Raw genomic sequence first — 13895 nt, forward strand, 5'->3', positions numbered from 1 at the left:
CGGGCGCGGGAACCTCTGTCTTACATCGTCTTCCAGTCGCCGAGGCTTTCGAATGCCGCGGATGCCGCGATCAGTGTCGAGTCCTCCAGGCGCCGCCCGGTCAGCATCATGCCGATCGGCAGGCCGTCGGACATCCCGCACGGGATGCTCATCGAAGGATGACCGGTGACGTCCGCGACACAGGTGTTGCGAAGCATGTTGAACGAGCTGCCGATCGTCTCGGCGATCGACGCATCGCGACCCACGCGCTTGGTCGCGACGATCGGCGTGGTCGGCATGACCAGGATGTCATAGGAGGCGAGCGCGTCGTCATAGGCTTGCACGACGAGACGGCGCAGATTCTGCCCCTTGCTGTAGTAGCGGCCGAAATAGCGGCGGCGCATGTATTCCCCCGTCAGCAGCACCGAAAGCACCTGGGCCGGGACCTCGCCTGGATGCGACTTCATCCCGCGCGCAAGCGCTTCGCTCAGGTTCGTGTCATAGAAGCCGAGCCAGTTGCTGCCCACGCCCATGCCCTTGATCATGAAGTCCGTCGCGCCTTCCAGCATGATCGCCGTGTAGACGTGGTAAGCGCTCAGATGCATCGGCAACGAGACTTCTTCGACGATCGCGCCGAGATCGCGGAATTGCTGCGCGGCCGCGTGCACGCGGGCATCCACCTCCGGCTGCGACGACGGCACGCCCATCTCGGTTCCGTCGATCTTGAAGCCCTCGCGCACGATACCGATCCGCAAGCCCTTCACCGGTTTCTCGAGCGACTCCATGTAATCGAACTTGAAGTCTTTTGGAATCACACCGCGCTGACGCGGATCGAGCGGGTCGGTGCCGGCGATCGCGGTCAGCAGTTTGGCGATTCCCGCAGTACTGTTCGCCATCGGGCCAATGTGATCCATCGTCTGCTCGATCATGCCGCAGCCGGTGTAAGGCACGAGACCATAGGTCGGCTTGAGACCGTAACATCCCGACCAGGAGGCGGGAATGCGGATCGAGCCGCCCTGGTCACCGCCGATCGCCATGCTCACGTCGCCCGCGCCGATCACAGCGGCGCTGCCGCACGAGGACGCGCCCGGATTGTGATCCGGCTTGAACGGGTTGCCGACCGGACCGTGGCTGCACGTATGACCCGTGCCCGAGAACGAGGTGTCGTCCGTATTGGTCTTGCCGACGATAGTGCCGCCTGCATCCAGGATGCGGGTGACGATGGTCGCATCGTAGTCCGGGACATAGCCCTCCAGCAGACGCGATCCGTTGGTGAACGGAAGTCCCGCTACCGAAACGACGTCCTTCAGGCCAATCCGTTCGCCCTTGAGGATACCTTCCGGCGCACCCTCGATTTCGCAGCGCCACATCCAGCCGTTGAGCAGGTTGTCGACGGGCTCCGGGCGGTATCCGGCATCGCGCTTGTACTTGACCGGCAACTTCGGTTCGGGCATGGCCTCGACGGCGCGGTACGAGTTGATCGAATTCTTCATGAGCGAGCGATAAGTCGCCGCATCTTCGCCGCTGAGACTGATGCCGTAGTCGCGAGCAATGGCGACGAGTTCATCTGTGGAAGGATATTCCGGACCGATAGGCATGAAACCGACTCCTTAGGATGACGATATGTTGGAAGTAGCCGCCGGCCCCACGCGGGCCGATCGGACTACTTTCTGCGCAGGGTGCGCTGGCGCGGATCCAGAGCATCGCGGATGCCGTCGCCGATGAAGTTGAAGGCCAGTGCGACGACGACGACGATCACGCCGGGAATCGTGGCGACGAGCGGACTCGTGCTGAGCACGGCAAGACCGTCGGAAGACATGATTCCCCAGTCGGAGATCGGCGGCTGCACGCCCAGCCCGAGAAAGCTCAGGCCGGAAGCAAAGACGATCATTGCACCGATGGCCGTGGTGGCATACACGAGCACGGGCGCCAGCACGTTTGGCAGGACCTCCTTGAGCAGAATGCCCAGCGTGGAGCTTCCCGCGATGCGCGCGGCATCGATGTAATCGCGGCTGCGCACGCCGACCGTTTCCACATACACGACGCGCGTGAAGTACGGCACCATCACGATCGACATCGACAACATGACGTTCATCATTCCCGGGCCAAGCACCGCGGAGACGGCAATCGCGAGCAGCACCATCGGGAAGGCGAACAGCACGTCCATCGGGCGCATGATCAGATTGCCGATCCGTTCGCCGAAGAATCCGGCGGTGATGCCGAACACGAGCGCAACCACCGTGGTCACGAGCGGCGGCAAAATGCCGATCGGCAGGGAGACGCGCCCACCCCAGATCAAACGGCTGAACACGTCGCGTCCCTGACCGTCCGTGCCCAGCCAGTGGCCCGGCGAGAAGACCGGCAAGAAGGTCTGCACCGTATCGCCGGCGGTGTTGGGATCGTAAGGCGCAAGCCACGGCGCCAGCAGCGACGCCATGGCCACCAGTATCACGAACGCGAGACTGAGCGTGGCGGGACGATCCGCCAGGAAGGCACGGCAGGCGAGCCGCCATTGCCGCTCGGTATGGGGTGCGACTGGCGCCTTCACCGGTTCAACAACCTCGGCGCCCTTCTCGATCGACAGATTGGTCATTCGAATGCTCCAGTATCGCTGGCTTAACGGCGCACGCGGGGATCGAACGCGGCCTGCGTCACGTCCGAGACGAAGTTCACCAGCACGAACACCGCGCCCACGACGAGCACCACGGCCTGGATGGTGGGTACGTCCCGCGAGATGATCGAGTTGTACATGAGCTGACCGATCCCCGGCCAGTTGAAAACGACCTCGCTGAACAACGCGGTTCCAAACATGTAGCCAAGCTGCATGCCGCAGATGTTCACCACGCCCGGCAGCACGTTGCGCAGTGCGTGTCCTGCGATCACGCGCCGCTCCGGCAGCCCGCGCGCCCGCGCGGCCGTGATGAACTGCTGCTTGAGGGTATCGATCATGGCCTGGCGCGTCAGGCGCATGATGACCGCGAGCGGAATCAACGCGGCGGTGACGGCGGGCAGGATCAGGTGAGCGACTATTACGCCGGCGCCGCCTGGCCGTCCGATGACGGTCATGCCCGAAGCCGGCAGCCAGTGCAGCCTGAGCGCGAAGTACAGGACCAGCAGGAAGCCGAGCCAGAACGGCGGCGCGTTCGCCAGCACGAGCGCGACGGTCACGCTCGCGCGATCGAGGATCGAGTTCTGCGTGACTGCCGCCAGCACACCGAAGCCTACCCCCAGCACACAGGCGATGACGAACGCCGCCAGCGTGAGGAGTCCGCTGTTGAAGGCGCGCGGGAGGAGCACCTCCGTCACCGGCATGCTCAATGCGATCGAGCGGCCGAAGTCGCCGGTGATCACATGCTTGAGCCAGATCCAGTATTGCAGCACCGGCGGCAGGTCGAGTCCGAGATTCTGGCGCAACGAGACCAGCGCGTCGGCAGTCGCGTACGGACCCAGCAGCGCGGCGGCCGCGTCGCCCGGGATCATCCGCATCAGCGCGAAGACCAGCACGGAGACTCCGAAGATGATGAACGGCACGGCAATGATGCGGCGTAACGCGAATCGCAGCATGCTGACTCCCAGCGGAGAGTTGATCGGACTGACGCGGTGACGGCCCGGCGGCCGCACCCGTCATGCAGGAACGCGCCTACTGCGTGATCCAGATGTTTGTGTAGTCTTCGAGCCAGTCGGAAGCACGGACGAAGCCATGCACCTTCTGAGACATCGCGAACGCACCGAGATCGCTGACGATGGGAATGTGGTACACCTCGCTCATATTCCGCTCGGCGATCTTGCGCGCAAATCCGACCCGCTGGCTGTCCGAGTCGGCCGCCACCATCTGGTCCAGCAGGCCGTCCATCTGCGGATCGTCAATACGGCCCGAGTTCGGTTTCGACGTGCTGCGAAACGGTTGCTGCAACCAGAAATCGGAGTTCGATCCCCACGACTGCTGGTCCATGCCGACATCCGGGCCCATGCCGTTGAGCCAGCGGCCCAGGTAGGTATTCCACTCGTACGTCTTGAGCGCAACCTTGATGCCGATCTTCGCGAGGTCCCGCTGGATCCACTCGGCCATCGGCACCGGGATCATCTCGCCCGATCCTGACGTAGCCTCTTCGTAAATGGTCGAGAAGCCATTCGGGTAGCCGGCATCGGCAAGCAGTTTCTTTGCGCCGACCGGATCGTACGGGTACGGCGGCTTCCAGTTGGGGTCCCACGCAGGCGAGGTGCGGCTCACCATGGAAAATGCCGGCGCCGCGGTGTTGCGCAAAAGCTCGCGCGCCATGCCGTCCTTGTCGATGGCCATGGCCACGGCGCGGCGTACCCGCACGTCGTCGAACGGCTTCGCATGCACGTTGAGCGTCAGATACCAGATGTGCGGCAACGGATTGGTCGCGACAATGAATTGGTCCTTGCGCAACGGCGCGACGTCGTTCGGCGGCACACTCACGATCATGTCTACTTCGCCGGCGCGCAGCGCATTGACGCGCGTGAGCGGGTCCGGAATCTGCCGGAAGATCAACTGATCCACGTACGGATAAGGTTTGTTCCAGTAGTCCGGATTGCGCTTCATCGCCACGTATTGACCTTTCACTTGCTCGGTGACGATGAACGGCCCGGTGCCCACCGGATGATTGCCGAAGTCGTCGTTGCCGTACTTCGCGATCGCCGTCGGGCTGCCGATGGTTGGAAGCCCAGGCGATGCGCTTTCCGCAAGCTGATAGACGAAGAACGAATTCTTCTTGCTCAGGGTGAACACCACTGTGTTGTCGTCGGTGGCCTTGACGTCTTTCAGATAGAGATAGCGAAACGGCGGAATGCCCGCGGCTCGCTTGGTGAAGTACTGGAACGACGGGTCCCAGACGCGCCGGACGTTGAATACGACCGCCTGCGCATTGAACGGCGTGCCGTCCGTGAATTTCACGTTCTTGCGCAGGTGAAACGTGTAGGTAAGCTGATCGGCGCTCACGTCCCAGCTCGTCGCGAGTTTCGCGACGACCGGCGGCGGCGCGCCCTTGGTGTCGGCCTTCAGATCACGCGCGACCAGCCCCTCGAAGATGAGCTGGTTTACACGCGCCGCGGCACCCGACTCGCTGATCGCCGGGTCGCGCGTTCCGAGTTCTGTTTCCGCGCCGACCACCAGCGTCCCGCCGGGAACGGGCGTGGCGGGCGCCGCCGCGGCTGCGGCAGAAAGGGTCATCAGGCCGAGCAATCCGGCCCTGCCAATCAAACGTCCGAACTTCATCTCTTCGATCTCCGGTTCAGGATGGTGTGGAAGGACTGACCGCATGCCGCACATTCAGCGAAGCGTCGATCAGGCGTTGCGTGAAGGATTGCGCAGGATGCTCGAACACATCGTCGGCATCCCCCGTTTCGATGATTCGGCCCCGGTCGAGGATCGCCACGCGATCGCTCATGAATCGCGCCATCAACAGGTTGTTGGCCACGAACAGATACGTCAGGCCAAGCGACGACTGGAGTTCCTTGAGCAGGTTCGCCACTTGGGCTTGCACAGAAACATCGAGGGCGGACAACGGTTCGTCGAGAAAGATGAAGCGCGGATCGGTCGCGAGTGCGCGCGCGATACCGGCACGCTGACACTGGCCGCCGCTCAGTTCGTGCGGATACCGGAGCGCGAAACGGGCGTCGAGCCCGACGACGCCCAGCAGGTGCGCGATCTTCTCGCGCCGCTCACGTGGCGTGCCGAGCTGGAAATTGACGAGCGGAAGTTCCAGACTCTCACCGATGGTGCGGCGCGGATTGAACGCCGCCAGCGGGTTCTGGAAGATCATCTGGATGTCGCGCCGCTGGCTCATCGCCGCGGCGCCCCGCCATAGAAGCGGCTTCCCCGCGTAGCGCAGCACGCCTTCGCTCGGCTTGAGCAGGCCAAGCACCAGCCTGCCGAGCGTGGACTTGCCCGATCCGGAAGGCCCGACGAGCCCGAGCGTTTCTCCTTCGTAAATCGACAGATCGATGTTCTCGACGATCTGCCGATCGCCGATACGCAAGCCCAGCCCGCGCATCTCGACGAGGGTTTTCGTCGTCTTTTCGGTTGCCACGTTCATCGCATACGCTCCGTGCGCCCGTTCGGGCGAGGAAGAAATTCAGGCTGCGTCCGAGTAGAGCCAGCAGCGGGCCGTTCGTCCGTCGCCGACCGGCAGCGCGACCGGCTCATCGCTGCCGCAACGCGTCTGCGCACGATCGCAGCGCGCGCGGAACGCGCAGCCGGCCGGCAATCTCGCCAGATCGGGAATCTCGCCGGGGATTTGCCGCAGCCGTCCGCGCGCATTGGCGTCGGGCACGGACGCAATCAGACCGCGTGAATAGGGATGACGCGGTTCGCCCAGCAAGGCATCGACGGGACCGGACTCGACGGCCCTCCCGCCATACATGACGACTACCCGGTCCGCGAGGCGCGAGACCACGCCGAAGTCGTGCGTGATCAGCCAGATCGCCATGCCAGTACGCGCCTGTATCTGCTTGAGCAAGGTCAGGATTTCATCCTGCGCGACGGCGTCGAGCAAGCTCGTCGGCTCGTCGGCGATCAGGAGATCCGGTTCGCCCGCAAGCGCGAACGCCAGCATGGCCCGTTGCGCGTCGCCCGCGCTGACGTCGAACGAATAGCGCTTCATCAGTGCGGGCGGATCGACGAAGCCCAAGCTTCTGAGCAGATCGACGCCGATGCGCAGGGCATCGCTACGCGATACTTCGCGATGCAGCACGATGGTTTCAAGGAGCTGATCCCCAATGCTGCGCAACGGATGAAGGGCCGCGAAGGCGTTCTGGAACAGCATCGCTACGCGTCGGCCGAGAAGACGGCGCATTTTGCGCATGGGCAGCGCAAGCATGTCTTCGCCGTCGAGCAGCGCGCGGCCGCTCTCGATGATGGCGGGCGGTTGCGGCACGAGACGCGTGGCGGACAGCGCGGTCACGCTCTTACCCGATCCCGACTCACCGACCACCGCTAGCACTTCACCCCGGTCGATCGAGAAACTGACCTGGTTGACCGCCCTGACGGGCCCCGACGCCGACGGAAACACCGTCGTCAAATCTTCAAGCGAGAGCAACATAATGAATACGTAGTCCTGATTGAGTGAACAGGAGCGGGACGATGACAGACGCGCCGACTACGAAATTTCCGGGTCGCAAGGACCCTGCTGCGAACGAACTGAAGCGATGCGATGCGATGCGATGCGATGCGGAGAACCGTGGTGCCGCCCGAGATTTGCTGCACTGCGATACGGTGAATGAAGCGTATTGGATGCTGTCGACAGTCGTCAATAAGAAAAAAAATAAAGCGAACCTCTGTCAGCGCTCGCTGCACAGGAAGCTGGCATGTCGTCTGTCGACAATTCGTTGGCTTGGCCGTAGAATCCAGTTCAAAATGCCCGGAGATGGCGCATTCCCGGAACGGTCGGACCCGATCTACGAGGGTCTATTCGCGCCCACTCAACAGCCGGTCATATGTTTCCTAGTCGAGGATCACCCATGAGTGAATTCGCCGCGCTCACCCGCGTTCCTTCACTGGCCGAGCAGGCAGTAGAGAAGCTCACCAAGGCTATCGTCGCCGGGCACTTCCAGCCTGGGCAGAGGCTGATCGAAACCGAACTGTCTCTCACCCTCGGAATCAGTCGTGCCATGTTGCGCGAAGCATTGCGCACGCTCGCCAGCGAAGGGCTGGTCGAAACACGTAACAACCGAGGCTGCTACGTGATCGAACCGTCGCGTGAGGACATGGCTCAAGTCGTCATGCAGCGCGCCATTCTCGAAGGCGCGGCAGCGCGCATCGTTGCATTCAGACGGGACCCTGACGCACTCGCCAAGCTATCGCGCATCTATCAGGGCATGCAGCTGGCGACGGTGTCGTCGGACACCTTCCGTTTCCGCAACGAACTGTGGAACTTCCATCGCTCACTGATGGCAGCGACCGGCAATCGCTTCATGCAGCAGTCGTGGTCGAATATCAGCAACATGCTGCAGTTGTATATCGTGCAGGCGCCCTCCGAGACCTCGGACCCGAACTTCATACTGAAGCACATGCAGTGCTTTCTGCAGTGTCTTCACGAAGGCTCACCCGAGGAGGCCGAGCAACTCTTTCGCAGCCAGATCATCTGGATCGCTTACGAGATGCTGGGCGCTCCGATCGAAGATGAGCTGCAGGGTTACCTCACTATCGTGGCAGACGACCGTGGCCGTATTCGTCGTCTTGGCGAAGCGGAAGTCAAAGCGCGTTTGCGCTCTACCGTCGAGCGGAAATAGCCGAGACTGCGTCGCCGGAATCGGCGAGATACGCGCCGCGTTCGAAGAGCCGTCCGGGCGCAGTTTCGTCGGCTGGAGAAGGGCGCTATTCCTGGCCACCGACGATGACCGGTTCACGCGGTTACCACGATACGGCCTGGTCTGTCACGATCCGCGTGCTGCCGAAAACCACAGCACCGATCATGCTGCTCGTACCGTAGACACACTCGCTCGAGCGTTTTCACGAAGCGCCCGAGCGCGCCGAGCGAAAGCGAGCGAAAACACTCATCCTGCAGCCGCATGATCGAAGTATTAAGCGATCGCTATAATCGTCCGGCGCACGATAGCTGCGTATCGAGATACGCCTAAAACCCTCAACAAAAACATTTCCGGAGGAGACGTCCATGGCTTTCCCTGCTAACCGCATTGCAAGAGCAGGCTCCATCGCGCTGTGCGTGGCATCGCTGCTTGGGGCATGCGCCGCACAGCCGGCGCGAACGGATGCGGTCGACTTGCATGCGCCGTTGCAGATCCAATCGCAGGGCAGCTTCTTCGTGGGCGGCACCGCCAGACCCGCGACCGACCTGAGCGGCACGAGCGAAGGACCGGAAGTGACCCGGCAGGGAACCGTCACGACCGGCCAGATGTACGTCCAGTATCAGGTTCCGGTCAAGGCAAATCACCTGCCCGTCGTGATGATTCACGGCGGTGCGCTCAGTGGCCAGGGTTATGACACGACACCCGATGGAAGAATGGGTTGGAGCGAATATTTCCTTCGCCAGCAACGCCCGGTCTATGTAGTGGATCAGGTGGGCCGGGCGCGGTCCGGATACGACGGGTCGAAGATCAACGCGGTCCGGGCGGGACACCTGCCTGCGAACGCGTTGCCGCCGGTTCTCAACATCGGGCATGAAATGGCATGGACGTGGTTCCGGATCGGCCCTACGTTCGGCGTGCCATTCGCGGACACGCAGTTCCCTGTGGACGCCGTCGACGCGTTCTACAAGATGTGGATTCCCGACTGGAATGCCGCGTTGCCGGCGCAGAACCCCACCTACGCGAATCTCGCTGCGCTGTCGGACAAGGTGGGCGGTGCGGTGCTGATCGGACACTCCGAGTCGTTCATGTTTCCCGAGCGCGCGGCGCTGGTCGATCCGGCTCACATCAAGGGCATCATCAGCCTGGAGAGCGGCTATGCGTGCAATACGACCTTTACCGAGGGGCAACGCGCAACACTTGCGCGCATTCCCATCCTGATCATGTTCGCCGATCATCAGCGCGACGCACCGGAACCCTTTGCCTCGACCTGGACGAAGTCGATGGCGCAATGCCGTGCATTCGCCGACGACATACGCGCCGCCGGCGGCGATGTCACGTTCATTCATTTGCCCGAAATGGGAATACACGGCAACACGCACATGTTCATGCTCGACAGGAACAATCTGCAGATCGCCGATCTCCTGATTCATTGGATCAACGAGCACGTGGAGCGTCGGTAAGGCAAGGCCAAGGCTTTGCATGCCTGCTTACTTCGCGGCCACCCGCTGGCCGCCGCCGAGCATCTTCTTAATGCTCCATTCGCCATTGACCACCTTGAAAATGGTGAACGCCGGATCGCGCAGATTGCCTTGCGCATCGAAGGCGATCGTTCCGGTGATGCCCTGCCGGCTGACCGCGTGTACCGCGGCAGTGGGCGTGGCCGGATCGGTCGACTGAGTTTGTTCGACCGCCACAATCAGCGTGGCAGCGGCGTCGTAGGCAAATGGCGCTTGCAATTCGACCGGATGATGAAACCTCGCGCGATAAGCTTCGTCGAATTGATTTCCGCCCGGCATCCGGTCGAGCGGCCGGCCCGGTTCGAGCGCAATCACCCCGTCCGCGCCCGCTCCGGCAAGTTGCACGAAGGTGTGGCTCGTGCCGCCCGCGCGCAGCAAGGTCGCCTTGATGTTCAACTTCTTCAGACGGCGCGCCACTTGCGCCTCTTCCGTATCGAGTCCGCCAAAGAACAGCACGTCGACGTGCTCGGCCTTCAGGCTCGTCAACACGCCGTTGAAGTCGACCGTCTTGTCGTCCACATACTCGTGATCCACAATCGTCCCGCCACTGGCTTCGACGCCCTTGACGAATTGCGTGGCAAGCCCGGAACCGAAAGCAGTCCCGTCGTCGATCACGCCAATGTGCCTGCCTTGCAGCGTCTTGACCGCATATGCCCCGATTATCGCGCCCCTCAGGTCATCGTGGCCCATGATGCGAAAAGCCGTGTCATAGCCTTGCAACGTATATTGATGGCCGGTGGATGCAAGCGCCTTCTCGGGAATGCCCGCAGTGATAGACCCGTGAAACAGGAATGCTGCAGCCCGTGTTCCAGTGCCCCACCACACCCACCACGTGCTGATCGACGAGTTGCTGCGCGACGGTGATGGCCGTGCGCGGGTCGGATGCGTCGTCGACGGAGACCAGCGCGAACGTGACCGGTTTGCCGTCTAGCGTAGGATGCCGGGCGTTGGCGTCGTCGACGGCCAGTCGTGCGCCGTTTTCGAGGTCCTTGCCGATGCGGGCGGACGGACCGGTGAGCGGCATCTCAATCCGTTGTGGCGCGGGTGATTGGCCGGGTTACACACGAAAGAAGCTGATGTCTGGAAAGGTGGTGCCCGTGTGCAGCCGGGCATTCCTGTCGAAGCATGGTCCGGTCAATGCAGCCACGGATCTCACCGGCTTTCCGCTGATCCATGACGAGGACCGCGCAACCTGGGTGGCGTGGCTGCCTCAGCAAGGCGTGCCGAACGTGCATCATGCGCTCGGGCCGCTCTTCGAGGACGGGCAGCTGACGCTGAACGCGGCGCAGGCGGCGCTTGGCGTTGCGCTGTTACGCGAGCCGCTGATCTGCCGCGAACTGGCGTCGGGAGAACTGGTCAGACTCTTCGACACGCCGCTGGACGACGGCCGGGACTATTAGCTCTGCGCCAGAAGCGGCGCCGAACTGCCGGCCGGTGCCCTGCGTCTCGCGAACTGGATTGAAGAGGAGATGGGAAGCGAAGCTCCGGCGCGCGCCGGCACGTGATGAAAACGCGGTAGCAGGATAGCACCGTTCGCGGTCGCGCAAGCCGTGATGCGCGTGTCCTGATGCTGCCGTCCGCTTTCGAAGCCTGTTCCCCCTGACGATGGGTGAATCTTGTTTCTGCAGGTCTCCAGTTGCGCGCGAGACGGCACCACCTTCGTGAAGACGCCGGCTGTCAGGCCGGCCCCGGACACCCACGGCTCAACGAAACCGATGCTACGATCGGCCATCCCGGTAGGCATCGCATCGGCTGCGCTGAATCGAGCCAACATCGCGGCGCGTGTCGCGGAGAGATGCCGGACATTCTTAATTGCACAGCGGAGAAAGCTGGATGACACGAACGAAAAAACATGCTCTGGTCGCCGGAGGAATGGGCGTCATTGGCCGTACGCTTGTCGAGCACCTCTCTTCACAACCGGGCTGTACCGTCACGGCGATTTCTCGCCGGCCGCCTGACTTCGAGTCCGCCGCTTCCTTCGTTTCCGTGGATTTGCTGGACGAGGCCGCGACGAGGCAATGCCTTGCTCATCTCGACGATGTCGACCACATTTTCTACGCGGCCTATCAGGCGCATGAAGATGTCAGGAGAAGAGGCGACACGAACCTCGCGATGCTTGCCAACCTCGTCAATGCCGTCGATGAGTGTTCACCCGCACTTCAACGGGTGTGCCTTTACGAGGGAGGCAAATACTACGGATCCCACCTCGGTGCCTTCCCCACTCCCGCCCTCGAGAGCGACCCCCGGCACATGCCGCCGATGTTCTACTACGACCAGGAGGACTGGCTCAGGGAGCGCGCGCGAGACCGCCCCTGGGATCACATCGTCCTGCGACCCGACACGGTATGTGGCCTCGCGCTGGACAACCCGATGAACCTGGCCATGGTGATCGCGGTGTACGCAGCCATTTCCAAAGAGCTGGGCTTGCCGCTGCGGTTTCCGGGCTCGGTCGACTGCTACAACCGTCTTGCCCAAGTCACGGATGCGACGCAGTTGGCGCGCGCTTCCGAGTGGGCTGCGGAACACGCGACCAGAAGCGAGGCCTACAACATAACGAATGGCGACCTCTTCCGCTGGCGCCCGATGTGGGAGAAATTTGCACGCTTCTTCGACATGCCGCTTGCAGACCCGATGCCGATCTCCCTCGTATCGATGATGGCGGACAAGGGCGATGTCTGGAACCGCGTCGTCGCCCGATACGGATTGAGCACGACCCCGTATGAGCGCGTTGCTTCCTGGGCGTTCGGCGACTACATTTTTCAGCGCGACTACGACGTCATCTTCTCGACGACGAAGATACGTCAGGCCGGTTTCCACAGCGTCGTTGATTCGGAGTCGATGTTCTGCGCGCTCTTCAATGAGCTGAGATCGCGCCGAATTATTCCCTGACGACTGATGTCGGCGGTTCACGCCCGGCCTGTTTCCTGGCTGGTGCGCAACGCGGGACCGATACGGCCATCGCGTTCGACGTGAACCTCGGTCAGCGCGACTTTCCGGTGCCCGTGCCGTGCAACTTCGGCGACGGGAACCCGCCACCGTCGCACCTATGCCGCCGGACGGGCACCTTCCCACGCGCGTTGCAAGAGTGCTCGTAGCGGCTTCTCCTCGATCGGCCGAGGATTCCAGTAAGGATTCGACAGCGCGACTTCACACGCATGGTCGAGGTCGCTTTCTTTCAGACCGATATCGCGCAGGCCTCGCTGCACCCCGAGTTCCTCGTTCAGTTCGTAAAGCCCGTCGGACGCTGACTTCACATCCAGTGCACGCGCGATGCGCTCCATCGCTTCATCGGCCACCATGCTGTTGTACGCGAGCGCATGAGGCAGCACGATGGCGTGCGTCTCGGCGTGCGGCAAGTTGAACGTACCGCCCAGGGTATGGCAGAGCTTGTGATGAAGCGCCATCCCCACAGTGCCGAGCACCATTCCGCACAGCCACGCGCCGTACAGACACTCGCTACGCGCCGCCTTGTTCCCGCCATTCGTGTTCACCCCACGCAGACCACTGGCGAGCGAGCGAATGCCCTCCTCGGCCATCAACGAGATGACCGGATTGCCGTCCTGCGCGTAGAGGCCCTCTGCCGCGTGAGCAATGGCGTTCAGGCCACTCACGATGGAAAGCCGCACCGGCAGACCCATGCTCAGTTCCGGGTCATACAACACCGTCTTTGGAATCACCTTGGCATCGCGGCCGGTCTTCTTCACTCCGTTCTCGGTTATCCCGTAGATCGGCGTCATCTCCGACCCGGCATAGGTCGTCGGAATAGCAATGATCGGAAGCGCCGATTCGAGCGCGATCGCCTTGCCGAGCCCGATCGTCGAACCGCCGCCGATCGCCACGGCGCAGTCCGCATCAACGGCCTTCGCGTGCTTGCGCGCGCGGCGCGCGTTCTCGATAGGCACATGCATCTGGGCACCGTCGAAGACGCCGGCACTCGAAGGACCCAGGAGCGAAGCGATGACTTCGGCCTGAGCCCTCTGTTCGGGCGTACACAGGACGAGTGCCCGGCGCGCGCCCAACGTCTCCACTTCTTGTTGAATCAGCTTCATGCTTCCAGCGCCGAATACGACTCTGGCCGCCTGCGTGGTGTAGGTAAACTCGTACATGGAGTGGAATTCCTGTTGCGTC

At 62.6% G+C, this 13895-nt stretch carries 11 protein-coding genes and 2 pseudogenes; 5 read left to right on the forward strand and 8 right to left on the reverse strand.

Annotated elements, in window-relative coordinates; translation table 11 throughout:
• Positions 1-20: 20 nt before the first annotated feature.
• The 6 genes from QCE64_RS24220 to QCE64_RS24245 form a co-directional block, all read right to left on the reverse strand.
• Entirely contained in the window at positions 21-1577 is a 1557-nt protein-coding gene (locus QCE64_RS24220) for an amidase (RefSeq protein ID WP_310006635.1), read from the reverse strand.
• Positions 1578-1642: 65 nt separating this feature from the next.
• Positions 1643-2572: an ABC transporter permease gene (locus QCE64_RS24225; RefSeq protein WP_310006637.1), complete on the reverse strand. Its 930-nt coding sequence runs from the start codon at positions 2570-2572 to the stop codon at positions 1643-1645.
• A gap of 23 nt (positions 2573-2595) precedes the next feature.
• The gene (locus tag QCE64_RS24230) at positions 2596-3543 is read right to left on the reverse strand and encodes an ABC transporter permease (RefSeq protein WP_309834604.1); all 948 of its coding nucleotides are present in this window, start codon (positions 3541-3543) and stop codon (positions 2596-2598) included.
• A 76-nt stretch (positions 3544-3619) separates the two neighbouring features.
• Complete coding sequence (locus tag QCE64_RS24235) at positions 3620-5173, reverse strand: ABC transporter substrate-binding protein (RefSeq protein WP_310006639.1); 1554 nt, start codon at positions 5171-5173, stop codon at positions 3620-3622.
• Between the two features lie 61 nt (positions 5174-5234).
• Positions 5235-6038 (reverse strand): ATP-binding cassette domain-containing protein, encoded by an 804-nt coding sequence (locus QCE64_RS24240; RefSeq protein WP_310006642.1) that lies wholly within the window; start codon positions 6036-6038, stop codon positions 5235-5237.
• A 39-nt stretch (positions 6039-6077) separates the two neighbouring features.
• A complete protein-coding gene (locus QCE64_RS24245) occupies positions 6078-7043 on the reverse strand; it encodes an ABC transporter ATP-binding protein (protein WP_310006644.1) in 966 nt (321 codons plus the stop codon).
• A gap of 41 nt (positions 7044-7084) precedes the next feature.
• Here QCE64_RS24245 and QCE64_RS24250 point away from each other — a divergent pair, with 41 nt between their 5' ends.
• The 3 genes from QCE64_RS24250 (at position 7085) to QCE64_RS24260 (ending at position 9710) form a co-directional block, all read left to right on the forward strand.
• On the forward strand, positions 7085-7465 hold the full coding sequence (locus QCE64_RS24250) for a hypothetical protein (protein ID WP_310006646.1): 381 nt from the start codon (positions 7085-7087) through the stop codon (positions 7463-7465).
• Positions 7462-8232 (forward strand): GntR family transcriptional regulator, encoded by a 771-nt coding sequence (locus tag QCE64_RS24255; protein WP_310006648.1) that lies wholly within the window; start codon positions 7462-7464, stop codon positions 8230-8232. Before QCE64_RS24250 ends, QCE64_RS24255 begins: the two co-directional genes overlap by 4 nt.
• Before the next feature lie 383 nt (positions 8233-8615).
• Entirely contained in the window at positions 8616-9710 is a 1095-nt protein-coding gene (locus tag QCE64_RS24260) for a hypothetical protein (protein WP_310006650.1), read from the forward strand.
• Between the two features lie 27 nt (positions 9711-9737).
• Here the strand turns inward: QCE64_RS24260 and QCE64_RS24265 are convergent.
• Positions 9738-10791 (reverse strand): annotated as a pseudogene (locus QCE64_RS24265) (branched-chain amino acid ABC transporter substrate-binding protein).
• Between QCE64_RS24265 and QCE64_RS24270 the strand changes: the two are divergent.
• Together QCE64_RS24270 and QCE64_RS24275 are read left to right on the forward strand one after the other, a co-directional pair.
• Positions 10784-11272: pseudogene (locus QCE64_RS24270) on the forward strand (LysR substrate-binding domain-containing protein); the annotation flags it as partial. The pseudogenes QCE64_RS24265 and QCE64_RS24270 sit on opposite strands and share 8 nt — an antisense overlap.
• A gap of 328 nt (positions 11273-11600) precedes the next feature.
• On the forward strand, positions 11601-12656 hold the full coding sequence (locus QCE64_RS24275; protein WP_310006651.1) for an SDR family oxidoreductase: 1056 nt from the start codon (positions 11601-11603) through the stop codon (positions 12654-12656).
• A gap of 155 nt (positions 12657-12811) precedes the next feature.
• Here QCE64_RS24275 and QCE64_RS24280 read toward each other — a convergent pair whose 3' ends face one another.
• Positions 12812-13873 carry a maleylacetate reductase gene (locus tag QCE64_RS24280; RefSeq protein ID WP_310006653.1) on the reverse strand — a complete coding sequence of 354 codons (1062 nt, stop codon included), beginning with the start codon at positions 13871-13873 and terminating at the stop codon, positions 12812-12814.
• Positions 13874-13895: the final 22 nt, after the last annotated feature.

The sequence above is a fragment of the Caballeronia sp. LZ043 genome (genome assembly GCF_031451075.1).
Lineage (GTDB): Bacteria > Pseudomonadota > Gammaproteobacteria > Burkholderiales > Burkholderiaceae > Caballeronia.